We start from the raw sequence: 25,547 nt of genomic DNA, 5'->3' as shown, positions 1-25,547 counted from the left end.
TATTATTAAAATCCAAAGAGATTAAATATGATTAAAAAATCTAAAAAATACATCATCATTTTTATTATCATCTTTCTTATTTTAAGTATTTTTTTATTGTTTAAAAAAGATTTTAACGCCAGTTATCAAACTAACAAAAAAACACTAAAATATAATGAAATAAAAGAAAAAATAAAGTTCGAAAAATTTGAAAATTTAAATAAAAACAAAAATATTATTCTGAAAAAGAATAATTTCTATGAAACATTTAATAGTATGTTTTTAGCAAAAAAACTTATTTTAAATAATGATTTAGATAAAGCTTTTATCGAATTGAGTAATTGCTTAAAATATACAAATGAGGAAAACTTAAAGAACATTTTAAAATTAAGAATGGTTAAAATAAAAATACAAAAAAACGAATATGAATTAGCATTAAATATCCTCAAAACTATGAAAAACAAGAATTGGATAAATATAATTGAAAATATAAAAGGTGATATTTTTGTTAAACAAAACAAAAAAAAGGAAGCATTAAAATGTTGGAAAAAAAGTTTATCAATAGAATTGTCTAATGCATCTAAAGAAATTATTAAAATGAAAATTAATGAATTAAAATAAAATACATGCAATATAAAAATATAATATATTTCAATTAAAAAGAGTATAAATTAAAAATGATACCTATCATTGCATTAATTGGACGCACTAATGTAGGAAAATCTACTTTATTTAATATATTAACAAAAACTAGAAACGCATTAGTAGGAAATTATTCAGGAATCACTAGAGATAGACAATATGGATATTGCTTATTAGAAGAAAACAGAAAAATAATTTTAATCGATACAGCAGGTTTAGACATTAATTTAACTGAAATAGAAAAAAAAGCACAAAAACAAACAATAGAAGCAATAAAAGAATCAAATTTAATTCTATTTATAGTAAGTGCACGTGATGGATTAATGCCACAAGAAATAGACATTATTAATAATATTAGACAATACAAGAAAAAAACAATTCTTATTATTAATAAAATAGATGGGATTAATGATTTTTCTAAAATTAATGAATTTTACTCTTTAGGAATTGAAAAAATTCACAAAATATCTGCTAGTCATAATCAAAAAATTAATACCCTGATTAAAAAATATTTAATTCCCTGGATAAATTCAACAGACCAAAAAGAAGATTTAGTAAAATCAAATAAAGAAACACAAAAATCAATTATAAAAATAGCTTTTATTGGTCGTCCGAATGCTGGAAAATCTACTTTAATAAACGCATTTCTAAAAAAAGAAAGAATGATTACATGCAATATACCAGGAACTACATTAGATAGTATATCAACTCCGATAAAATATAATAATCAAAATTATATTTTAGTTGACACCGCAGGTGCATCTAAAAAAAACAAGAAAACTAATAATTTTGAAAAAATTTCAATAATTAAAACATTACAAACAATTGAAAAATCGAATGTAATATTATTAATAATAGATGCAAATAATAAAATATGTAATCAAGATCTACTGCTAGCTGATTTTATTATAAGATCAGGAAAGGGTATTGTGATTGTTATTAATAAATGGGATTTATTAAATTCTTATGAAAGAAAAAAAATCAAAGAAATTATTAATAATAAATTAAAATTTCTTTATTTTTCAAAAATACATTTTATATCTGCATTACATAAAATAGGTATTTTAAAACTATTTAAATCAATAAAAGAAGCATATGAAAACTCTAATAAAAAAATTAGTACATCAAAACTTATAAAAATTATGCAAGAAGCTACTAAAAAACACCAACCACCAATCATCAAAGGACGTCGAATAAAACTAAAATATGCACATTTAGGTAGTTCTAATCCACCTAAAATTATTATACATGGGAATCAAGTTAAATATTTATCTTTACCTTATAAACGATATTTAATTAATTTTTTTCACAATAATCTTGATATAAAAGGAACACCTATACAAATACAATTTAAAGATAATATTAATCCTTATGTTAAAAAATAAAAAAATCAACATTCTCTAACATAATTAACAGTATATAAGGGTATTTCTACCTCAAGATCAATATTTCCAATAATTGCTTGACAACTTAAACGACTTTCAGATTCAAGACCCCAGGCTTTATCTAAAATATCATCTTCTTTTTCAGACCATCCTGAAAGAGAAAAAAAACCTTTTCTTATTATACAATGACACGTACTACATGCACATGATTTTTCACATGCATGTTCTAATTTAATATTATTTCTTAATGCAACATTTAATATTGTTTCACCCTTTTGTCCAGAACACTCGGCGCCTTCTGGTAATATAATTTTATGAGGTAAAAATAAAATTTTAGGCATTTATCTATTCTCTTTTTAAAATATTTTAATTTAAATGAAAATCAATAATAGTATAAGTTATGACATAAAACAATTTTACTTATTTTTTAAAAAAATTTTTAAACTAAGTTTAAATTTAAAAACAATTCTTTTAATTAATATATTTTTATAATTTTTTTATCTTTTTTGTTCTTTGAAATGTTAAAAAACATAAAATTTATTTTTACTTTTTTTAAAACAAAAATTTCAGAGTTTTTTTGAAGAATCTTTCATTATTTTAGTAATATTTACTTCTTGAAGGAAAATGTTACTATCAATTTGAATAATTTTATCTTGATCTCCATTTTTTTCTGATACTTTTATATTAATTAACCCATCAGTATCAATTTGAAATGTAACTAAAATACGAATTGATCCTGCTTTTTGAGGTTTAATTTTTTTCAAAACAAAACGAGATAGAGTAATACAATCTTTTGAAAACTCGCTTTCTCCTTGTAAGACATGAATTAATATAGATGTTTGATTATCTTTGTAAGTTGTAAATTCTTTAGTTTTTGAAATAGGAATTGAACTATTTTTAAAAATAATTTTTTCTACAAAACCACCCATAACTTCAATACCTAATGAAAGGGGTATAACGTCTAACAATAATATTTTATTTTTTACAGTGTTATTAACAAGCATATTTGCCTGAATTGCAGCACCTATAGCTACAACTTTATCTGGATTAATAGAATTTAAGGGATTTTTTTTAAAAAAAGAAGAAACTTTTTTATAAACTAATGGAACACGAGTAGAACCGCCAACCATTATAACTTCACTAATTTTTTCAATAGATAAATCAACTTCTTCAAGAAGATTAGAACAAATAGATAAAGTTTTTTTAATAAAATTGATAATTATTGAATTAAATTCATCACGAGTAATGTAACCAATCCAATTAAAAAAATGAACTTTAACTTTATCATATTTAGTTAATTTTAACTTAGTTTCTCTTGCTATTTTAAGCAATGATGATTGAAAAAAATTATTACTGTTATTAGACAAATTTGACTTTTTATAAATATAACTTGCTAAAGCAAAATCAAAATCATCACCACCTAAATTAGAATCACCACTAGTACCTAATACTTCAAATATTCCTTTATTTAATTTTAATATAGAAACATCAAATGTACCACCTCCTAAATCATATACAATGATAATACCTGTCTTATGTGCTTCTAAACCATAAGCTATAGCTGCAGCTGTAGGTTCATTTAACAATCTTATTAAATTAATTTTTGCAAGAAGAGCAGCTTTTTTAGTTGCTTCTCTTTGAAAATTATTAAAATATGCTGGAACTGTAATAATACTTGCATCTATTTCTTTATTAAAAAATGAAAAACTCCTTTTTTTTAAGGATTTTAATATTTCGCTAGAAACATCAACAGGAGTAACAAGACCTGCATTTGTATGAAATAATATTCCTCCATTAATTTCTTTTTGTATAAGATATGGTAGATTTGGAAATTCTTGTCTAATAAATTCAATAGAACGACCAAGTAGACGTTTTACAGAACAAATTGTATTTTCAGGATCTTTAATAAAATTTTCCAAAGCATTCCAACCTACCGTTATACTATTATGTTTATAATGAACAACTGATGGTAATAAGTAACGATTTTCTTTATCTGGTAATAAAATAGGACCTCTTTTTGTTACTGTTGCAGCCAAAGAATATGTAGTACCAAGATCAATACCTAAAAATATTTTTTTTTTATATTTTTTTATTAAAAAAGTCATTTTTTATAATCCCTTATTTTATATCTGTTTTAAAGCTATTTTGTTCTTTTTTTAAATTCATTCTCATTTTTTCAAAAAATAATAATTTTTCTATAACTATAGACACTTTTTCAAAATTTTTTTTCTCAAATTCTAATTCAATCTCTTCTTTATATTTTTGAATTCTTTTTGATATTTTTTTCAATAAATTATTTAATAATGTTTCATCGAAATTATTTTTTTTTAAATTATCTAATTCTTCATATAAAGAAAAATATTTTTCTAAAAAACCATGATTTTCTGAAAAAAATTTTTGGTTTTTTATTTTAAAACCATGCAAAGAAAGAAGATATATTGCTCTACTTAAAAAATTCTTTAAAATTTTATAACCTTTATTAATTTGAATGGATTTTTCTAAAATTACTTTTTTTTTAGATAAAGAATCATTTATAAATAAATCAGGGTGAAATTGTAACTGTAATTTATAAAAATTTTGAGAAAGTAATTCTTTATTAATTTTAAATTTCTTTGGTAGATTAAATAATATAAAATAATTCATTGATCACCTAAATTGTTCTCACTAAGTAAAAACGTTATATTATAAATTACATGTTGAAAGAAAAATATTCTTTCAACAATAAAATCAAATTATTTCTTTTTGTTTTTATAATCAGCAATAGCCGCTTTAATAGCATCTTCTGCTAGAATAGAACAATGAATTTTTACTGGTGGAAGTTCTAATTCTTCTACTATACTAGTATTTTTAATGGTTTCAGCTTCTTTTATTGATTTTCCTTTAATCCATTCGGTTACTAATGAACTTGAGGCTATTGCTGAACCACAACCATATGTTTTAAAACAAGCATCTTCAATAATATCATTGTCATTAACTTTAATTTGTAATTTCATTACATCACCGCAAGCCGGTGCACCTACTAACCCACTTCCTACATTTTTATCAGTGTTAGAAAAAGATCCAACATTTCGCGGATTTTCATAGTGATCCATTACTTTTTTACTATAAGCCATTTTTAATTACCTTAATTTATTTTAATTTTTTTAATTATGATCCCATTCTATACTATTTAAATCAACTCCAGATTTAAACATTTCCCATAAAGGTGAAAGTTCACGTAATTTATAAATAGATTGATGAACTAATTTTATTGTATGTTGAATTTCTTCTTCTGTCGTAAATCGTCCAATGGAAAAACGAATAGAACTATGAGCTAATTCATCTTTTATCCCTAAAGCTTTTAAAACATAAGATGGTTCTAAACTGGCAGATGTACAGGCAGAACCAGAAGAAATTGCTAGATCTTTAAGTGACATAATTAAAGATTCACCTTCAACATAATTAAAACTAACATTTAAAATATGAGGTACTCCTTGTTTTAAATCACTATTCAAGTATACTTCTTCAATGTTTTTAATTCCATTCCAAAGTAAATTTCTCAAGTGTGTTAAACGTATAAAATCATCATGTATTTTTCTTTTTGCTAAAATAAATGCTTCTGCCATTCCTACAATTTGATGAACAGGTAAAGTACCAGAACGCATTCCTCTTTCATGACCACCTCCATGTATTGAAGCTAATAAACGAACACGTGGTTTACGGCGTACATATAAACCACCGATTCCCTTCGGTCCATAAACTTTATGAGCAGAAAAAGACATTAAATCTATATATAATTTTTTTAAATCAATAGGAATCTTACCAACACCTTGAGTAGCATCTACATGAAAAAAAATACCATTTTCTCGACAAATTTTTGATATATTTTTTATATCTTGAATAATACCAATTTCATTATTTACATGCATTATAGAAACAAGAATAGTATCTTTTCTTATATTCTTTTTTAAATAATTTAAATCTATAATACCATTATTTTTAGGAGTAAGATAAGTTAAGTCAAATCCTTGAGTTTCAAGATATCTACAAGTATCTAAAACAGATTTATGTTCTGTCTTACTAGTAATAATATGCTTACCCTTATTTTTATGAAACAAAGCTATACCCTTTATAGCTAAATTATTTGCTTCAGTTGCACCTGAAGTAAAAACAATTTCACGAGAGTCTGCACCAATAAATTCGGATATTTGATTTCGAGCAATATCAACAATTTCTTCTGCATTCCAACCAAATTTATGAGATCGAGAAGCAGAATTTCCAAATATTCCATCTATTGTTAAATAATTCATCATTTTTTTTGCAACTTGATATTCTACTGGAGTAGTTGCAGCATAGTCTAAATAAATTGGATTTTTCATAACAAAAATTTACCTTCAAATAACATTTAGAATTTATTAGAATAAATATTCTATCATTGTAATAAAATTTTAGATCTAAAAATGATTGAAATTTACTATTTTAAAATATACAAAATACCCACTAGACTTTTATTATTAATAATAATATAATTACTTTTAAATTTACAATGTCACTTAGGGGTGTAGTTCAATTTGGTAGAGCATCGGTCTCCAAAACCGAAAGTTGTAGGTTCAAATCCTTCCACCCCTGCCAAAATCTCACCATTTGATTATTTTTCATCTAAATAAAAAATTAAATCAATTTCTATACTTAATTATACTAAAAATATAATTCCTGCAATTTTTTGCATAAATGTCTAAAAAAATTCTATCGTTTATTTCAATTAAAAATTTTATTAATAGAAATATAATTTACTATAAATATGAAAAAATTTATAGAAGTGCATTTATCAAAACAAAAATCTTAAAAAATTATCCTTTGGAGTTTCTTATAAAATGCCTAAATATCGTTCTTTTAAAACTACACATGGTAGAAATATGTCTGGAGCAAGATCACTATGGCGTGCTACAGGTATGAATGATGAAGATTTTGAAAAACCAATTATTGCAGTAGTAAATTCCTTTTCACAATTTGTACCAGGACATATTCATTTACAAGAAGTAGGTAAACTTATAGCTAAAGAAATTCAAAAATCAGGTGGTGTTCCAAAAGAATTTAACACTATAGCAATAGATGATGGAATAGCTATGGGACATTCTGGAATGTTGTATTCTTTACCTTCACGTGAATTAATCGCGGATTCTATAGAATATGTAGTTAATGCACACTGTGCTGATGCCATAATTTGCATATCTAATTGCGATAAAATTACTCCAGGTATGCTTATGGCGTCGTTGAGATTAAATATACCGTCTGTTTTTATTTCAGGTGGTCCTATGGAGGCAGGTAAAATACAAAAAGACAAAAAAGAAATAAAAATTGATTTAGTGGATGCTATTATGACAGGAGGAAACCCTAATGAATCAGAAGATTTTATTAAGAAAATTGAACTTTCAGCATGTCCTACATGTGGATCTTGTTCGGGAATGTTTACAGCTAATTCCATGAATTGTTTAACAGAAGCTATAGGTTTATCTTTACCTGGTAATGGTACGCTTTTAGCAACTCATGTTGATCGTAAAAATTTATTTATAAAATCAGCTCAAACTATCGTTAAAATTACTGAAGAATATTATAAAAAAAATAATAAAAAAGTTTTACCTAGAAATATTGCAAATAAAGAGTCTTTTCAAAATGCAATGATATTAGATATTGCAATGGGTGGTTCAACTAATACGATTTTACATCTATTAGCAGCAGCTCAAGAAGCAAAAGTAGACTTTAAAATGTCTGATATTAATACTCTATCTAAAAAAATACCGCATATTTGTAAAGTTTCACCAAGCACTGCTTTATATCATGTAGAAGATGTTCATCGAGCAGGTGGTGTAATGGGAATTTTAGGAGAATTAAATCGTATTAATCTGTTGAATAAAAACACACAAAACATATTACAACTAAATTTAGAAGAAACATTAAATGAATATGATATTATTTTAACAAAAAATCCTGACATTATCAAAATGTTTAAAGCTAAGCCTGGTGGAATTCGTACAATAAAACCATATTCTCAACAATGTAGATGGTCAGAATTAGATTATGATCGTAAAAATGGTTGTATTCGTTCTTGTAAAAACGCTTATAGCCAAGATGGAGGATTAGCTGTTTTATATGGAAATTTAGCAAAAAATGGTTGTATAATAAAAACCGCTGGAATAAATAAAGAAAACTATATTTTTTCTGGAAATGCCAAAGTATATGAAAGTCAAGAAGATGCTGTTGATGCAATTTTGAATAAAAAAATCATTCCAGGTGACATTGTTATTATTCGTTATGAAGGTCCTAAAGGTGGTCCAGGAATGCAAGAAATGTTGTATCCAACTACATATTTAAAATCAATGAATTTAGACAAAACATGTGCATTAATTACTGATGGTCGCTTTTCAGGTGGTACTTCAGGACTTTCTATAGGACATGTTTCACCTGAAGCTGCAAACAAGGGTATAATAGCTTTAGTGAAAAATGGTGATATAATTAATATTAATATTACTAAAAGAATAATTAATTTAGATATTACAGAAAAAGAACTATCTAGACGTATTTTACAAGAAGAATCCAAGGGGCATTTATCCTATAAACCTTATAATCGAAAAAGATATGTATCATCTGCATTAAAAACATATGCTTTTTTTGCTACAAGTGCAGATAAAGGAGCTGTTAGAAATCAAAAAAAATTATCTAATATTTAAAAATTTTTAAAACATCAGGAGAATATTTATCAATGAATTATTTTAATATGTTAACTTTTAGTCAAAAAATTAACCAAATAAAAAAATGTCGTTTTATGGAAAAAGAAGAATTTAGTAAAAAAAATGATATATTAAAAAATAAAAAAATAGTTATTGTAGGATGTGGATCTCAAGGTTTAAATCAAGGATTAAACATGAGAGATGCAGGATTAAATATTTCTTATGCCTTAAAAAAAGATAGTATTTTAAGAAAAAATCAATCCTGGACAAATGCTATAGAAAATAATTTTTTAATAGGTGATTATGACTCTCTTATACCAAGTGCTGATTTAGTAATTAATTTAACTCCTGACAAACAACATTCTAGTGTTGTAAGAGAACTCCAAAAATTAATGAAAAAAGATTCATGTTTAGGTTATTCACATGGTTTTAATATTGTAGAAAAAGGAGAAAAAATAAGAAAAGATATTACTGTAATCATGGTCGCTCCAAAATGTCCAGGAACAGAGGTAAGAGAAGAATATAAAAGAGGGTTTGGAGTGCCTACATTAATTGCTGTACATGATGAAAATGATCCTCACAGTATAGGATTAGAAATTGCTAAAGCTTGGGCTTTTTCTACTGGAGGACATCGTGCAGGTGTTCTTGAGTCATCATTTGTAGCTGAAGTAAAATCAGATCTTATGGGTGAACAGACAATTTTATGTGGTATGCTTCAAACTGCATCATTAGTATGTTATGAAAAATTAATTTTAAATAAATATGATCCATCCTATGCGGGTAAATTAATACAGTATGGATGGGAAACTATTACAGAATCCCTTAAACATGGTGGTATTACTTTAATGATGGATCGGTTATCTAATGCATCAAAAATTAGAGCTTTTCATCTTTCCCAAACAGTTAAAAAAATGTTATCAGAACTATTTCAAAAACATATGGATGATATTATTTCAGGCTATTTTTCTATAGAAATGATGAAAGATTGGAGAAATAAAGATAAAAATTTATTAGATTGGAGAAAGAAAATAAAGAATTCATCTTTTGAACAAGCTCCTTATTATGATCAAAAAATATCAGAACAAGAATACTATGATCATGGAATATTGATGGTAGCAATATTAAAAGCTGGTATTGAGTTATCTTTTGAAAAAATGATAGAATCAGGCATAATGGAAGAATCCGCTTATTACGAATCACTACATGAATTACCTTTAATAGCCAATACAATTGCAAGAAAAAAATTATATGAAATGAATATGGTAATTTCAGATACTGCTGAATATGGTAGTTATCTTTTTTCTGAATCAGCATATCCTATTTTAAAAAATTTTGCGACAACTCTTGAAGACACTGACCTCGGTTGTTCGTTATCTGAAAAATCTGTAAATAACATTGAATTACAAAAAATTAATGAAATGATTCACAATCATCCAATCGAAGTTATTGGACGAAAGCTCAGATCTTATATGAAAAAAATGAAAACAATTAGTGTTGCTCAATAAAAAATTCTTTTTTTATTTAAAGATATTTAATAATATATATTTTATTAATTTAAAACTATTGATATTTTTATGACCCTTAATTTTGCTCAAAAAAATGCTATTAAATTTATTAATGGTCCCTGTTTAATTTTAGCAGGGGCTGGTTCCGGAAAAACAAAAGTTATTGTAAATAAGATAATTTATTTGATTAATTATTGTCAATATACACCTGATAATATTGCAGCTGTAACCTTTACTAATAAAGCAGCATATGAAATGCGAATTCGTCTTTCAGAATATTTAGATGTTGCAAAAATAAAAAATATGATTATCTCTACTTTTCATTCATTAGGATTAAAAATTATCAAACAAGAAATTAATTCATTAAAATTTAATGCTAATTTCACCCTATTTGATGAAAAAGATCAAATTATGCTACTAAAAAAAATATGTGATAAACAAGTAAAAAATGATTTAAAATTATTAAAAAAAATAAATTTTATGATTTCTTATTGGAAAAATAAATTTTTTACCCCTTTAGAAGTTAAATTATTAGCAAAATCAAATTCAGAAAAATATTTTTCAGATATCTATGATAAATATAACACTTATCTTTATAAATCAAATATTTTAGATTTTGACGATTTAATTTGTATACCGACAATTTTGTTAAAAAAAAACAAAGAAATCAAAAATCGTTGGCAAAATAAAATTTCTTATTTATTAGTTGATGAATATCAAGATACGAACAATAGTCAGTATGAATTTATAAAAGTACTTACTGATATTAATTCTAATTTTACATTAGTTGGAGATGATGATCAGTCTATTTATTCATGGAGAGGAGCAAATCCTAAAAATATTTTTTTATTAAAAAAAGATTTTCCTGATTTAAAAATTATAAAAATGGAACATAATTATCGATCTTCAGGTAGAATACTAAAAGCTGCAAATAGTCTTATTTCTAATAATATACATTTTTTACAAAAAAACCTTTTTTCTCAATTACAATATGGAAACTTTATAAAAGTTATAATAGCTGAAAATGAAGAAAATGAAGCAAAAAAAATAGCGAAAAAAATTTTACTACAATGTTCTAAAAAATCAGTGAAATATCAAGATTATGCTATTTTATATCGAGGCAATTATCAATCTAGAATCCTTGAAAAAGTATTAATAAAAGAAAATATTCCATACAATATTTCAAAAAATTCTTCATTTTTTTCTCATCCGGAAATTAAAGATTTATTAAGTTATCTTCGAATTATTATCAACAAAAATGATAATTCTGCATTCATGAGAATTATAAATGTGCCTTCTCGAAAAATAGGTATTATTACATTAAAAAAAATAGAAAATTGGGCCAATAAAAAAAATAAGAGTCTTTATGAAGCAAGTAACGATATTGAATTAAAAAATTTTTTAAACAAAAAAACTTTTGATAAAATAAAAAATTTTATTCTTTTAATAGAAAGTTTTATTAAATTATCTTTTTTAAAACCATCTATAATTTTAGATAAAATTATTAATGAAATTGAATATGAAACATGGTTATCTAAAATTATAAAGGAGCCAAAAAAGGTAAAAGATAGTATAAACAATATTCATACTTTATCGACATGGATAAAAAATATGATTAAAGGTGATGAATTAGAAAAACCTATGAGTTTATCAAAAATTATTGCACGTATGACACTACGTGATATGGTAGAACAAAATACTAAAAAAGACTCAGAAAAAAATCAAGTACAATTAATGACTTTGCATGCTTCTAAAGGTTTAGAATTTCCTTCAGTTTTTATGATTGGTATGTGTGAAGGAGTTTTACCTAATCATAAAAGTATTAATGATAATAATATAGAAGAAGAAAGACGATTAACTTACGTAGGAATAACCAGAGCTCAAAAACAATTATTTTTTACTTATTGTTCGACAAGAAATCAATATGGACAAATTTTAGATATGTTACCTAGTAGGTTTTTATTTGAATTACCTCAAGAAGATTTAAAATGGGATAAAAGTATTTTTGTAGAAAAATCTTTAAAAAAAGAAAACAAAAAATTAAAAATTTTTAATTTCAAAAAAAATTAACAAATTAAAAAAATAATTTTAGATAAAATTTTTAATTTTAGTTTAAAAAAAAAATAAAAATGATATAATCATATTATATATTTTTTAAATTATAAAAATTTAAAATTAATTTTTTGTGAAATTTCTTAATTTTGAGTAAAAACATAAAAATGAATAAAATAATTGAATTAACTGATCAAAATTTTTCAGAAAAAGTTTTAAAATCGAAAGATTTTATCTTAGTTGACTTTTGGGCTGAATGGTGTAATCCTTGTAAAATTTTAGCACCTATTTTAAATGAAATATCAGAAGAATATTCTGATAAAATTATTGTTGGAAAGTTAAATATAGAAAAACACCCTGATATTGCTCCAGTATATTCCATTCGAAGTATTCCTACATTATTGTTATTTCGTAATGGTGAAGTTCTCGCAACTAAAGTAGGAGCCATTTCTAAATTACAACTTAAAGAATTTTTAAATGAATACATTCATTAAAAATATCAAAAACAATTAGTTAAAAACATCAAAAAAACTTAATTTTATTTAGAATTTATTATAAAAAACGAATAAATTTCAAAATTATGTAATAATTTTTATTTTAAGATTTACCCCGATTTTACTAAGAACCCACCATTATGAACCTTACCGCACTTAAAAATATGCCAGTTTCTGAATTAATTACTCTTGGTGAAAAAATGGGGTTGGAAAATTTAGCGCGTATGCGTAAACAAGATATTATTTTTGCCATCCTTAAACAACATGCAAAAAGTGGAGAAGATATATTTGGAGACGGTGTTTTAGAAATACTACAAGATGGATTTGGTTTCCTACGTTCTGCTGATAGTTCTTATTTAGCTGGCCCTGACGATATATATGTTTCACCGAGTCAAATACGTAGATTTAATTTACGTACAGGTGATACTATTTCTGGGAAGATAAGACCACCAAAAGAAGGGGAAAGATATTTTGCTTTACTTAAAGTTAATGAAGTAAATTATGATAAACCTGAAAACGCAAGAAGTAAAATTTTATTTGAAAACTTAACTCCATTACACGCTAATTCTCGATTAAGAATGGAACGCGGGAATGGTTCAACTGAAGATTTAACAGCAAGAGTATTAGATTTAGCATCTCCTATTGGCAGAGGCCAAAGAGGACTAATTGTAGCACCTCCAAAAGCTGGAAAAACAATATTACTTCAAAATATAGCTCAAAGCATTGCTTATAATCATCCAGACTGTGTTTTAATGGTTTTGTTAATTGACGAGAGACCAGAAGAAGTTACTGAAATGCAAAGATTAGTTAAAGGAGAAGTAGTTGCCTCCACTTTTGATGAACCTGCATCAAGACATGTTCAAGTTGCTGAAATGGTTATTGAAAAAGCAAAAAGATTAGTAGAACATAAAAAAGATGTCATTATTTTATTAGATTCAATTACTCGATTAGCTCGAGCTTATAATACAGTAGTACCTGCATCAGGAAAAGTCTTAACAGGAGGTGTTGATGCTAACGCATTACATAGACCTAAACGTTTTTTTGGTGCCGCACGTAATGTAGAAGAAGGAGGAAGTTTGACAATTATTGCAACAGCATTAGTCGATACAGGTTCAAAAATGGATGAAGTTATCTATGAAGAATTCAAAGGAACTGGAAATATGGAATTACCACTATCTAGAAAAATTGCCGAAAAACGTGTTTTTCCAGCTATTGATTATAATCGTTCTGGCACTCGAAAAGAAGAATTATTAACTTTACCTGACGAATTGCAAAAAATGTGGATTTTAAGAAAAATTATTCATCCTATGAGTGAAATAGATGCAATGGAATTTTTGCTTAATAAACTCTCTATGACTAAAACTAATGATGAATTTTTTGATATGATGAAACGTTCATAAATACTTTAATGTTTTGTTATTTAGATTTTATAAAAAAAAGCTGGACATTAAAGATAATTAATCATAAAATCTAATTTATCTTTATTCGAATGCGCTCGTAGCTCATTTGGATAGAGCGCTACCCTCCGAAGGTAGAGGTGTCAGGTTCAAATCCTGTCGAGCGCACTTTTATAAAAATAAATATAAAAATTTTTTTATTATTGGTGGCTATAGCTCAGTCGGTAGAGCTCTGGATTGTGATTCCAGAGGTCATGGGTTCAAATCCCATTAGCCACCCAAAAAAATATAAAAATTATACATTTTAAAAACGGCGAATAGCGCAGCTTGGTAGCGCAACTGGTTTGGGACCAGTAGGTCAGAGGTTCAAATCCTCTTTCGCCGAAAAAAACTAATTACCAAATTTTTCTTTTTTAATTACCTTTATCAAACATTCATTACTAGCACAATTTGAAATTACTATATCTTTCCATCCTAAAATTTTCGCTATTTTAAACAATCTTCTACTAATTACAAAAATTTTACATGTTAATAGCCAATTATTTTCATTAATACTACAAATGATGTTTTTTATGTGATATAAAATTTCGCTACTGGTTACTACTAAAGTATTTATTTTATATAAACACCATAATTTTTCTTCTTTTTCGATATTTAAATTTTTTAAAATTCGCTTATAACATTCTATAGTAGAAACATTAAAACCTTTTTTTTTTAAGTTTTTTTCTACCAATTTACGTCCATTTTCGCCTTGTAATAAAACTATTTTGTGCTTTTTTAACAAATATTTATGTAATAGAATTAATAAATTTTCACTATCTTCTTGTTTTTTGGGAAAAATAATTTTTTTTTTACATGTTTGTAAAGAGAAAGAGCCGTACTTTGACCTACAGTATAATATTCTGCATCAAAAGGCCATTGTAAATTATGATTTTTTAAATATAAATTTGTATAATAAATAGATTTTTTAGAAAAAATAATAATTATATTTGATTCATATAAATCATTAACTTTATTTGATAAGTTTATTAAACTAGTACTAGAATAAAAATCAAAAAAAGAAAAATGCCAAGCATGTATGCCTATTTTTTTTAAATTATTTACCAAATCTTCTCCTTCAGGAGAAGGTCGCATTACTAGTATTTTCATAAGTATTTTTATATATAATACGATTGTTTCAAATGTAGATTATTAAGAATATTTTTAGCTCCATTGTTTAATAATTCTTCAGCAAGTTCATACCCCATTTTTTCTCCTGTATTATACCAACCTATTCTTTCTCCTTTTAATATAGTTTTACCATTAGGTGAACCTATTACTCCTCTTAACCAAATTTTATTTTCTTTTATAATAGCATAACTGCCTATAGGAATTTGACATCCTGCATTTAATTTTCTACAAAATGCTCTTTCTGCATTTATTTCAATAAAAGTATTTATATGATTAAGACGAGATAAAAAAAATATTACTTTTTTATCATGTATTCTTGATTGAATTCCAATTGCACCTTGTCCACATGAAGGAAGAGATAATTCAGCAGGTATAATTTGAGTAATTCGATGTTGTAAACTTAATCTATTTAATCCTTCAGTAGCGAGAATAATTGCATCGTATTTCCCTTGATCTAACTTTGCTATTCTTGTTTCTACATTCCCTCTTAAAGGAGAGATAATTAAATCAGGTCTATGAGTGATTAATTGACATTGTCTTCTTAAACTTGATGTACCAACTATTGCTCCTTTAGGTAATTGATTAATTGATTTATAATTATTAGACACTAATGTATCTAAAGGATTTCCTCTTTTGCATATACTAACTAAACATAGTTCTTTTGTAATATTTACTGGAAGGTCTTTCATAGAATGAATTGCAATATCAGCTTTGTTTTCAAGAAGTGCAATTTCTAATTCTTTTATAAATAATCCTTTTCCTCCAATTTTTGAAAGAGATTTATTTAAAATATTATCTCCATGAGTAACAATAGGTACTAATTTTATATTTAAATCTGGATATAAAGATAGTATTTTTTTTTGAACATATTTAGTTTGCTGTAAGGCTAGGGGGCTTTTTCTAGTAGCAATTCTTAATGTTTTATTTTGCATATCAAAATTCATGTTAATATAGATGCGTTTTTTATAATTTTCTACTTAAAATTTTTAATTTTTAAATTTTAAATATAAAAAAAACTTTATTATGTTTTTTTTATATATAAAAATGAAATTATTTTTTATTAAAAATAATTTTTTTATTTGATTGAACAAAAAATGCATTTTCAAATATCTCCCAAAAATTTTTATTACTACGATTACAAATCCATTTATTTTTTTTGTAATTAAAATGATATCCATTTATTGTTGTAGCTAACCAAATTTGTTGCAATGATTCTTGTTTGTTAATAATTATTAAACTTTTATTTTGAAAAGTAATAGTCATTACATAATCCTGAATCTGATAATCTATATCAATTTCATTATCATACAGGTTTAAAGTATCTTCTATTTGCAAAAATAAATTATTTACTAAAATATAAAAATTATCTTTTTTACTTATATCTGGTATTTTCATTTTTTATTTCCTTAAATTTTATCTATATTATAACAAATTTAAAAGATAAAAATAATTAGATTAATGTATTTTATATAATCTTATTTTTAGTATAATTTTAATATTACTTAATTTTTGATGAATTAAATTTCATAAATAAATATATTTTTTAAAAAAATATTAAATAATTAAATAGGACATAAAATGATTTCATATTTTAAAAATAAAAAAAAAATTTACTTTTCTAAAATGCATGGTTTAGGAAATGATTTTATGGTTGTTAATTGCATCAATCAAGATTTTCTCTTATCATCATCAATAATAAAGAAACTATCTGATCGATATACTGGAATTGGTTTTGATCAATTATTACTTGTAGAAAAATCAAATAATCCTCTATTTGATTTTAATTATCGAATTTTTAATTCAAATGGAAATGAAGTTGAACAATGTGGTAATGGTGCACGATGTTTTGGTCTTTTTTTATTATTAAAAAATCTAACTAGTAAAAAAAAGATTTTTGTTAGTACGAAAAAAAGAAGCTTAATTATTGAATTAATATCTAATAATATGATTAAAGTTAATATGAATAAACCTGATTTTACACTTCAAAATTTTACTTTATTAAAAAATATTTCATATGACAATTTTTCAATAAAACTTTTTAAAGAAAGTTTAATATGCAGTATTGTATCTATTGGTAATCCTCATTGTATTATTAAAGTTCAAACTATTAAACATGCTCCTGTAAATACACTTGGTAAATATATAGAAAGAAATGTTATATTTCCAAAAGGAATTAATGTAGGATTTATGGAAATCATCAATAAAAAAAATATCAAATTAAGAGTATATGAACGTGATGTAGGTGAAACATATTCTTGTGGTAGTGGTGCTTGTGCTGCAGTAGCTGTAGGTATTGTACAAAACTTACTTTCTGATACTGTTGAAGTAGATTTATTAGGTGGAAAATTAATTATAACCTGGAAAGGTCTTGGACATTCTCTTTATATGACAGGACCTGCAAAACATGTTTACGATGGCTATATATATTTATAAAATTATTTTAGCTAAAAAAGGAGTTATATTTTGATTTTATTAAAAGAAAAACAAGAATTTTCAAAAAAAAAACAATACATAAAAAAAAATACAAAAAAATTTAATCAAGTTATTTTAGCTCTTTTTTCAGGTGGTTTTTCTACTTTTTCGATTTTATACTGTGTACAATCTATTTTACCAGTATTTTCTAAACAATTTTATTTAACTCCTGCAGAAAGTAGCTTATCTTTATCTGCAGCAACTGGAATGATGGCTTTAGGAATGCTATTTACTGGACCTTTATCGGATGTAGTCGGTAGAAAATTAATTATGTCTGCTTCTTTATTTATAGCAGCAATATTAACAATAATATGTTCAATGATGACTAGTTGGACGACTATTATTTTATTTCGTGCTTTAACAGGTTTAGCTTTAAGCGGTGTTGTGGCAGTAGCAATGACATATATTAGTGAAGAAATACACCCTAGTTCTTTATCTTTTTGCATGGGACTATACATTAGCGGAAATACTATAGGTGGATGTTCAGGAAGACTTTTAAGCAGTATTTTAGCTGAAAAATTTTCATGGAATATTTCATTGGTTATTATTGGATTTTTTTCTTTAATATCTTCTTGTTTTTTTTTATATTTTTTACCTCAATCTAAAAATTTTTGTTCTATTTCTATTAATTTTTATAGTTTTTTAAACCGTTTTTATTTGCAATTAAAAAAACCAGAATTATTTATTCTTTTTTTAATAGGTTTTATACTCATGGGTAGTTTTGTTACTATCTTTAATTATATTGGTTATCGTTTAATTTTAGAACCATTTTTGCTTTATCAATCTAGCATAGGATTGTTGTCAACTATTTATTTAACTGGAGTATATAGTTCTCCTAAAGCTGGTATTTTAATTAAAAAATATTGTCGAAATAATATTCTTATAGTGTCTTTATGTTTAATGGTAACAGGCGTATTTATTACACAATGTGATAACTTATTTATAATAATTTTAGGTTTAATAATTTTCTCTAGTGGTTTTTTTGCATCACATTCAATTGCTAGCAGTTGGATTAGTTCTTATACAAAGACTGCAAAAGTTCAAGCTACTTCTTTATATTTATTTTTTTACTATTTAGGTTCAAGTGTATTCGGTACGTTTGGTGGTTTTTTTTGGTTCCATTTTAAATGGTATGGAATTTTAATGTTTATAATAACAATGTTATTGTTAGCAATTTTTTTATCTTTTAAACTAAAAAAAAATAAAAATTTATGAAAAAAATCATATTTTTATAAAAACATTAAAAATAATATTTTTATAAATAAAATTCATATTTTACTTTCCTTAAACATAGTTTCTCACAGATAATAAACTTAGTTCAATTCATCAAAATGGCTTAAAGATTATGCTATATTTATTTTCTTATTCTGATTTGAATCATAGTTTATTTGTTTTTTTAGCTTTATTTTTTGTTCTATTTTATGAAGCTATTAATGGTTTTCACGATACAGCAAACGCAGTGTCAACTTTAATTTATACTCGAGCAATGTCTTCTAATGTTGCAGTTATAATGTCTGGTATATTTAATTTTTTAGGTGTGATGCTAGGAGGTTTGACTGTTGCTTATGCAATTGTACATTTATTACCAAATGATTTGCTATTAAATAGTACGTCAAAAAATGCACTTGCTATGGTTTTTTCTATTTTATTAGCAGCTATAATGTGGAATTTATCTACATGGTATTTTTGTTTGCCTGCATCTAGTTCACATTCTCTTATTGGAGCGATTATTGGAATAGGATTAACTAATGCAATAGTAACAGACTCGTCTTTAATAAATGCACTTAATATTCCTAAAATGAAAAGTATTTTTTTATCTCTTGTGTTTTCTCCAATTATAGGATTAATAATAGCAGGAGGTTTAATTTTTTTATTACGATATTATGTAAACAATTTTAATAAAAATTTCTATCGAATTCATATGACACCACTAGAACGTGAAAAGATAGATGGAAAAAAAAAGCCACCATTTTTAATACGTTTAGCATTAATTGTATCATCTATTGGAGTAAGTTATGCTCATGGTGCAAATGATGGACAAAAAGGTATTGGTTTAATAATGCTTGTTCTTATAGGAATTGTACCTTCGTCTTTTTTAATAAATTTAAATGCTAATAAAAACGAAATTATTTGCACACAAAATACTATTAATCAATTAGAAAAATATTATTTAGAAAATTCTAAAAATATATTTAAAAAAAATGAAAATAAAAAAGTAATTGATACATCAATTAATTATTCTCATGTTTATAACATTATCGAAAATATCAAAAAAACTAAAATTTTATTACAAAATATTTCTAATTATCACAGATTAGATGTAGAAAAAAGATTACAATTGCGTCATTTTTTATTATGTATTTCTGATTTAATTGATCAAACAATAACTACTTTTGATGTGAATTCTCAAGATAGATCTTTTTTAATAAAAAGCAAAAAAAATATACTTCAAACAATTGAATATGCACCAATTTGGATTATATTAGTTGTTGCATTGTCCTTATCAATAGGAACAATGATAGGTTGGAAACGTATAGTAATTACTATCGGTGAAAAAATAGGAAAAAAACAAATGACATATGCACAGGCTATGTCAGCACAAGTAACAGCTTCATTTTCAATTGGAATAGCAAGTTATACAGGAATACCTGTCTCGACTACACATATTTTATCATCTTCTGTAGCAGGTACAATGTTAATTGATGGTGATGGTATTCAAATTAAGACTATTAAAAATATTGCATTAGCATGGTTGTTAACTTTACCTATTTCAATTTTATTATCTGGTTTTTTATATTGGATAGCATTGTTTTTAATTTAAATTTTAAATCGTAGAATTTTTATAGTATTTTAAATTAGGGGTATGTATCAAATATATGTACTCCTGTTTTTTTTAAAGAGGACTATATATATCAAAACGATGTTTTTTACCCATAATTACAAAATTTATTTTATCTTTAGATAAAGGTTTTGCATAACAAGGACGTTTAACAACAATTCTTTTTTTTGCTAATTTTCTAGAAATTTTCAATAAATTTTTAGAATCATAATCTTGTCCTATTAATTTCCTAAAAATTTGCATGTTTTTTTTTGGTAAAGACATTTTTTTTCGAATAGGATACATGGGATCTAAATAAATAACATCTGGTTTTAAAAAAGGTATTTTTAACATATCACAACTATCATTAAAAATTAGATGTAATCGTTTTTTTAACCAATTTCCTATTTTTTTATCTTCATATGCTCTTTGCAATCCATCTTTTAATAAAGCAGCAATTATTGGATGACGTTCTATCATAACGACTTTACAACCTAAAAAAGAAAGTATAAAAGCATCATTTCCTAATCCTGCTGTCGCATCTAAAACAAAAGGATAATAAGAATTTTTTATTCCTACAGCTTTAGATAAAATTTCATTTTTTTTTCTAACAGAATAACATCTATAATTATTTTTATTTGAAGTAAAATCAACTTTGATAGGTTTTTGTTTAGGATACTGACGGTTATATAATTCTAATGAATTAGAATTTATTATTAAAGATATAGAGGAATTTTCATCATGTTTTATATCAAATGAATTGATTAAATCATACAATCTTTGATTGTGGAATTTAAATAATAAATGTATTTTCATTTTCTACCTTTTCTCTTTTAACAATTAATAATTGACTTTTTTAAAAATATATTTAAAATATAAATTGATAATTTTTTTACGTATTTTATATGTAAAAAATATATAAAAATAATTTAAGATATGAATTTTTTTATATAAATTTATAAAAAGGATAAAAATATTATGTCATCTAATTTTTTCAATATAGATATAATAAGAAAAAAATCTCTAATTAAAACAAACAAAATTTATCAAAATTCTAATAAAAAATCATTAGAAAAAGAAAGAGATATAAATAAATTCAAAAATTATTCTACTATAAAAAATAATACTAAAGAATTAAATGTATTTAAAGATAAAAAATATCTTGTAAATATAGAAAATGTATGTGAAAAATCTTTATTTTTATTAGAAATGTTAAAAAAACAAACAGAAAAGAATATATTTGAAAAATATGATATACAAAATTTTATTTCTTTAGAAAATAATACTAAAAATATTATAAATTTAAATAATAATGAACTTATTAATAATGTATCAATGAAAAAAAAATTCTTAACAACCCCCCTTCATATTTCTTCAATAATAAAATAAAATTTTTTGATAAAAAGTTTTTAAATTTTAATCTTATAAAAATAACTCATGATATTTTAAATGAAATCAAAAATACAGTAATAGAAACTTATAAAACTGTAAAAAAAGAAACAATAAAACTTTTTAATGGAAAAACAATCCAAAAAATATTTTTTTCAGACAAAGATCTAGGACCTAGTTCAAGAAATGGAACTATGATTCCTTTATCTGAACACGTCGAAGAACTTAAAAGAACTATTGAATCTTCAAAAGTTTTTATGAGAGCAATCATGGATAAAATTCGACGTCAAGGAAAAATAAAAATTGTTAATAAATTAAATAACAATCCAAAACATCCTCAATATCAAAGTTCTTTTCCAGATCTACTTACTATTACACCAAAAAAAAATAATCAAGATAGTTTTTACAATTCTATGAGATTAGATGAAAATTTTGATTTGGAAGGTAGGAAAAATATTTCACAAACTGATAATAATTTTAGAGAAAGAATGAATAAAAGTGTTCAACAGTCTTATTATGAAGATTTTGCTTTTGATAATAGTTCATGGAAAGTTTCAGATCAGTTAAATTCATTGAAAAATATCACAAATACAATTAAGCGTTTTCAAGAATATTATGAAAATTCAAAATTTTCTCAAGATCTGGATAAAAAATTTATGAATGATCTTAATTCATCTCTTTTTATTGTAAATAAAAATTTAATTTTTTCTAGTAATCGAGAAAAAATGATACAAGATTTTAAAAAGATAATACCTGATATAAATTCTCAAAAATTAATTGCTACATATGCAAATCAAAAGTTTTTATATCGATCTTATCTTCAATTAATTTCCGAACATCCAGAAATCGATCAATATCAGATAAAAAATTCAAAAAACATTTATAAAATAGACAATTTAAATGATGGTGGAATTAAGTTAGTTGCAACTAATTTGTCTGATTTAAACATAAAAAATCAAAATTATATTAAAAAATATAAATCTTTAGGAGTACGTGCAACCATAATTATTTATCCAAATGCTTTACCAATAATTAAATATTCACATTTTATAAAATAAAAAATAAATAAAATACTAATATTTTTTTAAATAAAATAAATAATTATTCATTGAATAATAGGGCATATTTAATATGTCCCTATTATATTTTTTTAAATAAAACTAATAACAAATTTTATTTTATGGTAATATTATTAAGTTTTTTTAACAATGCAAAATGAACTTCTTTCGGAAGATATGGTTTTGTATCTCCCCTATATTTTGCAATTTCTTTAACAAAAGATGAAGATATAAAAGAAACTTCTTTAGAAGAAAGTAAAAAGATACTATCTAAATCTGGATAAATTTGTTTATTAATAGCAGCTAATTTTATTTCATAATCAAAATCAAATATTGTACGTACTCCTCTAATTAAAATATTAGTATTTTCTTGCTTTGCTAGATTTGCAAGAAGATTATTAAATCCAAGTATTTTTTTTATATTTTTAAGATGTAAAGTAGCACTTTGAGTTAATTCTATTCGTTCTTTTAGATTAAAGATTGGTTTTTTTTTTAAATTATCAGAAATTGCAATAATTACATTATCAAATATTTTTGTAGCTCTTGTTATAATATCTAAATGTCCATAAGTAATTGGATCGAAAGTGCCAGGATATATTGCAGTTTTATTCATATTTTTATTTATATGTAATATTATTTGAGTTTTATTTTCAATATATAATCTTCTCTAAGAGAAAAAATTTATTTTTAAATGACTGATTTTTAAGAGAATTAATATGAAAAAAAAAATTTTTGGAAACCTAATGCTTCAATTAAGAATTTGATTAAAAGATCACAAATTATTTCTAATATTCGTTTATTTTTTTTACAAAAAAAAATTATGGAGGTAGAAACACCAATTTTATCTCGTTCAACTGTTACTGATGTACACTTAACATCTTTTAAAACAGATTTTCTTTCGTTTGATCATATTAAAAAATTAAAACTATGGTTAGTTACTAGTCCAGAATATCATATGAAACGTTTGTTAGCTGCAAAAAGTGGACCTATATATCAAATTTGTCATTGTTTTAGAAATGAAGAATTAGGTCGTTATCATAATCCAGAATTTACTATTTTAGAATGGTACCAACCTTTTTGTTCTATGAAAAATTTTATCAAAGAAATAGATGAATTTCTTCAAATTATTTTAAATTGTCATAAATCAGATAAAATTTCTTATCAAGATATATTTATAAAATTCTTAAACATAGATCCATTAAATACTAATTTATTAGAATTACGTAAAATATCTAAAAAACTAAAATTAGATCATTTGACTGATTTTGAAGATGATTTAAATAAATTAATACAATTGCTTTTCACATTAAAAATAGAACCTCGATTAGGAAAAAAAAGACCTTTGTTTGTTTATCATTTTCCTGCAGAACAAGCATGTCTTGCTGCTATTAATTCAAAAGATTCTCGTATTTCAGAAAGATTCGAATTTTTTTTTAAAGGAATAGAATTAGGGAATGGTTTTTATGAACTTACAAGTTTTAGCAAACAAAAAAGACGTTTTATTGAAGATAATAAAAAACGTTTGTCCATAAATATTCCTACGCAAAAAATAGATTGTTTTTTTCTTCAAGCATTATCTTCTGGTTTGCCCCGTTGTTCGGGAGTTGCAATAGGTTTAGATCGATTAATTATGTTAATTTTAAACGAAAAAAGTATTAGTAAAATAATGTCTTTTTCATTAGATCGTTGTTAAAAAGAGATAATAATTTTTACCAATAATTTTCCATTGTAATATTCCCTTTTTTACGACGTAAATGTTTTATCATATTTCTATTATTTTTTAAAAAATGATATGTATCTTTAACCATTAAAGGATTACCACATAACATAACATGTGAAGTTTGAGGATTAATTGATAAACCAATTTTTTTTTCTAGTTTTTGGTTATTTAATAGAAAGGGAATTCTACCAGTCAAAGAATTTCTATTTTCTTCTCTACTAATAATTGTTTGAATTTTTAATTTTCCTTTATATTGTTCATAAAGTTTCTGCATTAAAGGAAGATAAACTAATTCATTTTGATACCGTACTGCATGTATTAATACAATATGATCAAATCTATTAATAATATTTTTTTCTTCTTTTAAAATTGAACAATATGGTCCTATTCCGGTTCCTGTAGCAAACATCCATAACGTTTCACAATCTGGTATTTCATCTATAGTAAAAAATCCGAATGAATTTTTCTTAATCAAAACTTTATCACCAGATTGAAGATTATATAACATATTGCTCAATTTTCCGTTTAATACACGAACAATATATATTTCCAAGTTTTTTTCATTAGGTGAATTTAGATATGAATATGCTCGTTGTATTTTTTTTTTATTAGCTTCATCATATAAAGCTAATTTAGTAAATTGTCCTGCATAAAAAGGTGCTATAGAGGCTTTTAAAATAAGAGTAAATAAATGATTGCTCCATTTTTTTATTTTTAAAACTTTAGCATTAATCCATGGATTCATATTTTATTCTCAAC

General features: G+C 24.3%; 23 protein-coding genes, 4 tRNA genes and 2 pseudogenes. 17 read left to right on the top strand and 12 right to left on the bottom strand.

Annotation, left to right across the window (positions count from 1 at the left end; genetic code table 11):
* Window positions 1-27 precede the first annotated feature (27 nt).
* Together D9V66_RS03115 and der are read left to right on the top strand one after the other, a co-directional pair.
* On the top strand, window positions 28-600 hold the full coding sequence (locus tag D9V66_RS03115; RefSeq protein ID WP_158366018.1) for a YfgM family protein: 573 nt from the start codon (window positions 28-30) through the stop codon (window positions 598-600).
* 56 nt (window positions 601-656) lie between these two features.
* On the top strand, window positions 657-2,006 hold the full coding sequence (gene der, locus D9V66_RS03110; RefSeq protein WP_158366016.1) for a ribosome biogenesis GTPase Der: 1,350 nt from the start codon (window positions 657-659) through the stop codon (window positions 2,004-2,006).
* A gap of 5 nt (window positions 2,007-2,011) precedes the next feature.
* On the opposite strand, the gene fdx is transcribed toward der, so the two are convergent.
* The 5 genes and pseudogenes from fdx to D9V66_RS03085 all read right to left on the bottom strand — a co-directional run bounded on the left by fdx (window position 2,012) and on the right by D9V66_RS03085 (window position 6,364).
* Window positions 2,012-2,347, bottom strand: coding sequence for an ISC system 2Fe-2S type ferredoxin (gene fdx / locus D9V66_RS03105; protein WP_158366014.1), 336 nt, complete (start codon window positions 2,345-2,347; stop codon window positions 2,012-2,014).
* Between the two features lie 234 nt (window positions 2,348-2,581).
* Window positions 2,582-4,111, bottom strand: a pseudogene (gene hscA / locus D9V66_RS03100) (Fe-S protein assembly chaperone HscA); the annotation flags it as partial.
* 13 nt (window positions 4,112-4,124) lie between these two features.
* Window positions 4,125-4,649, bottom strand: coding sequence for a Fe-S protein assembly co-chaperone HscB (gene hscB / locus D9V66_RS03095; RefSeq protein WP_158366010.1), 525 nt, complete (start codon window positions 4,647-4,649; stop codon window positions 4,125-4,127).
* 89 nt (window positions 4,650-4,738) lie between these two features.
* A complete protein-coding gene (iscU, locus tag D9V66_RS03090; protein ID WP_158366008.1) occupies window positions 4,739-5,119 on the bottom strand; it encodes a Fe-S cluster assembly scaffold IscU in 381 nt (126 codons plus the stop codon).
* Between the two features lie 30 nt (window positions 5,120-5,149).
* Window positions 5,150-6,364, bottom strand: coding sequence for an IscS subfamily cysteine desulfurase (locus tag D9V66_RS03085; protein ID WP_158366006.1), 1,215 nt, complete (start codon window positions 6,362-6,364; stop codon window positions 5,150-5,152).
* A 176-nt stretch (window positions 6,365-6,540) separates the two neighbouring features.
* Here D9V66_RS03085 and D9V66_RS03080 point away from each other — a divergent pair.
* The 9 genes from D9V66_RS03080 (at window position 6,541) to D9V66_RS03040 (ending at window position 14,546) form a co-directional block, all read left to right on the top strand.
* Window positions 6,541-6,617, top strand: a tRNA-Trp gene (locus D9V66_RS03080).
* A 242-nt stretch (window positions 6,618-6,859) separates the two neighbouring features.
* Window positions 6,860-8,713: a dihydroxy-acid dehydratase gene (gene ilvD, locus D9V66_RS03075; RefSeq protein WP_158366004.1), complete on the top strand. Its 1,854-nt coding sequence runs from the start codon at window positions 6,860-6,862 to the stop codon at window positions 8,711-8,713.
* Between the two features lie 32 nt (window positions 8,714-8,745).
* Window positions 8,746-10,218 (top strand): ketol-acid reductoisomerase, encoded by a 1,473-nt coding sequence (gene ilvC / locus D9V66_RS03070; protein WP_158366002.1) that lies wholly within the window; start codon window positions 8,746-8,748, stop codon window positions 10,216-10,218.
* Window positions 10,219-10,287: 69 nt separating this feature from the next.
* Window positions 10,288-12,288 carry a DNA helicase Rep gene (gene rep, locus D9V66_RS03065; protein ID WP_158366000.1) on the top strand — a complete coding sequence of 667 codons (2,001 nt, stop codon included), beginning with the start codon at window positions 10,288-10,290 and terminating at the stop codon, window positions 12,286-12,288.
* Window positions 12,289-12,437: 149 nt separating this feature from the next.
* Window positions 12,438-12,764 carry a thioredoxin TrxA gene (trxA, locus tag D9V66_RS03060; RefSeq protein ID WP_158365998.1) on the top strand — a complete coding sequence of 109 codons (327 nt, stop codon included), beginning with the start codon at window positions 12,438-12,440 and terminating at the stop codon, window positions 12,762-12,764.
* Window positions 12,765-12,904: 140 nt separating this feature from the next.
* Window positions 12,905-14,164, top strand: coding sequence for a transcription termination factor Rho (gene rho / locus D9V66_RS03055; protein WP_158337677.1), 1,260 nt, complete (start codon window positions 12,905-12,907; stop codon window positions 14,162-14,164).
* Between the two features lie 91 nt (window positions 14,165-14,255).
* Window positions 14,256-14,329, top strand: a tRNA-Arg gene (locus D9V66_RS03050).
* Between the two features lie 38 nt (window positions 14,330-14,367).
* Window positions 14,368-14,440 (top strand) — tRNA-His (locus D9V66_RS03045).
* Between the two features lie 32 nt (window positions 14,441-14,472).
* Window positions 14,473-14,546 (top strand) — tRNA-Pro (locus tag D9V66_RS03040).
* Between the two features lie 6 nt (window positions 14,547-14,552).
* Here the strand turns inward: D9V66_RS03040 and D9V66_RS03035 are convergent.
* The 4 genes from D9V66_RS03035 to cyaY all read right to left on the bottom strand — a co-directional run bounded on the left by D9V66_RS03035 (window position 14,553) and on the right by cyaY (window position 16,726).
* The gene (locus D9V66_RS03035) at window positions 14,553-14,963 is read right to left on the bottom strand and encodes a uroporphyrinogen-III synthase (RefSeq protein WP_261979341.1); all 411 of its coding nucleotides are present in this window, start codon (window positions 14,961-14,963) and stop codon (window positions 14,553-14,555) included.
* On the bottom strand, window positions 14,963-15,310 hold the full coding sequence (locus tag D9V66_RS03030; RefSeq protein ID WP_158365994.1) for a uroporphyrinogen-III synthase: 348 nt from the start codon (window positions 15,308-15,310) through the stop codon (window positions 14,963-14,965). The genes D9V66_RS03035 and D9V66_RS03030 overlap by 1 nt, the downstream gene beginning before the upstream one ends.
* 8 nt (window positions 15,311-15,318) lie before the next feature.
* Window positions 15,319-16,263 carry a hydroxymethylbilane synthase gene (gene hemC, locus D9V66_RS03025; protein WP_158365992.1) on the bottom strand — a complete coding sequence of 315 codons (945 nt, stop codon included), beginning with the start codon at window positions 16,261-16,263 and terminating at the stop codon, window positions 15,319-15,321.
* A 118-nt stretch (window positions 16,264-16,381) separates the two neighbouring features.
* The gene (cyaY, locus tag D9V66_RS03020; RefSeq protein ID WP_158365990.1) at window positions 16,382-16,726 is read right to left on the bottom strand and encodes an iron donor protein CyaY; all 345 of its coding nucleotides are present in this window, start codon (window positions 16,724-16,726) and stop codon (window positions 16,382-16,384) included.
* 213 nt (window positions 16,727-16,939) lie between these two features.
* Here cyaY and dapF point away from each other — a divergent pair, with 213 nt between their 5' ends.
* The 3 genes from dapF to D9V66_RS03005 all read left to right on the top strand — a co-directional run bounded on the left by dapF (window position 16,940) and on the right by D9V66_RS03005 (window position 20,624).
* Window positions 16,940-17,764 carry a diaminopimelate epimerase gene (gene dapF, locus D9V66_RS03015; RefSeq protein WP_187308389.1) on the top strand — a complete coding sequence of 275 codons (825 nt, stop codon included), beginning with the start codon at window positions 16,940-16,942 and terminating at the stop codon, window positions 17,762-17,764.
* Window positions 17,765-17,794: 30 nt separating this feature from the next.
* The gene (locus D9V66_RS03010; RefSeq protein ID WP_158365986.1) at window positions 17,795-19,018 is read left to right on the top strand and encodes an MFS transporter; all 1,224 of its coding nucleotides are present in this window, start codon (window positions 17,795-17,797) and stop codon (window positions 19,016-19,018) included.
* A 130-nt stretch (window positions 19,019-19,148) separates the two neighbouring features.
* Window positions 19,149-20,624, top strand: a complete 1,476-nt coding sequence (locus D9V66_RS03005) for an inorganic phosphate transporter (protein WP_158365984.1) — start codon at window positions 19,149-19,151, stop codon at window positions 20,622-20,624.
* Window positions 20,625-20,696: 72 nt separating this feature from the next.
* On the opposite strand, the gene D9V66_RS03000 is transcribed toward D9V66_RS03005, so the two are convergent.
* Window positions 20,697-21,437 carry a class I SAM-dependent methyltransferase gene (locus tag D9V66_RS03000; RefSeq protein WP_158365982.1) on the bottom strand — a complete coding sequence of 247 codons (741 nt, stop codon included), beginning with the start codon at window positions 21,435-21,437 and terminating at the stop codon, window positions 20,697-20,699.
* Between the two features lie 162 nt (window positions 21,438-21,599).
* Between D9V66_RS03000 and D9V66_RS02995 the strand changes: the two genes are divergently transcribed.
* Both D9V66_RS02995 and D9V66_RS03180 read left to right on the top strand, forming a co-directional pair.
* On the top strand, window positions 21,600-22,010 hold the full coding sequence (locus D9V66_RS02995) for a hypothetical protein (RefSeq protein WP_158365980.1): 411 nt from the start codon (window positions 21,600-21,602) through the stop codon (window positions 22,008-22,010).
* A gap of 194 nt (window positions 22,011-22,204) precedes the next feature.
* Window positions 22,205-23,068 carry a hypothetical protein gene (locus D9V66_RS03180; protein ID WP_261979320.1) on the top strand — a complete coding sequence of 288 codons (864 nt, stop codon included), beginning with the start codon at window positions 22,205-22,207 and terminating at the stop codon, window positions 23,066-23,068.
* A gap of 115 nt (window positions 23,069-23,183) precedes the next feature.
* Here D9V66_RS03180 and coaD read toward each other — a convergent pair whose 3' ends face one another.
* Window positions 23,184-23,681: a pantetheine-phosphate adenylyltransferase gene (gene coaD, locus D9V66_RS02985; protein WP_158365978.1), complete on the bottom strand. Its 498-nt coding sequence runs from the start codon at window positions 23,679-23,681 to the stop codon at window positions 23,184-23,186.
* A gap of 120 nt (window positions 23,682-23,801) precedes the next feature.
* Between coaD and epmA the strand changes: the two are divergent.
* Window positions 23,802-24,761 (top strand): annotated as a pseudogene (gene epmA, locus D9V66_RS02980) (elongation factor P--(R)-beta-lysine ligase); the annotation flags it as partial.
* A 16-nt stretch (window positions 24,762-24,777) separates the two neighbouring features.
* Here the strand turns inward: epmA and D9V66_RS02975 are convergent.
* Window positions 24,778-25,533 carry an FAD-binding oxidoreductase gene (locus D9V66_RS02975; protein ID WP_158365975.1) on the bottom strand — a complete coding sequence of 252 codons (756 nt, stop codon included), beginning with the start codon at window positions 25,531-25,533 and terminating at the stop codon, window positions 24,778-24,780.
* Window positions 25,534-25,547: the final 14 nt, after the last annotated feature.

Origin of the sequence: Buchnera aphidicola (Brevicoryne brassicae) (assembly GCF_005082825.1) — a bacterium.
In the GTDB taxonomy this organism is placed as follows: domain Bacteria; phylum Pseudomonadota; class Gammaproteobacteria; order Enterobacterales; family Enterobacteriaceae; genus Buchnera; species Buchnera aphidicola_AK.
The sequence above is the reverse complement of the archived record's forward strand: the minus strand, read 5'-3'. Positions and strand labels throughout refer to the sequence as shown.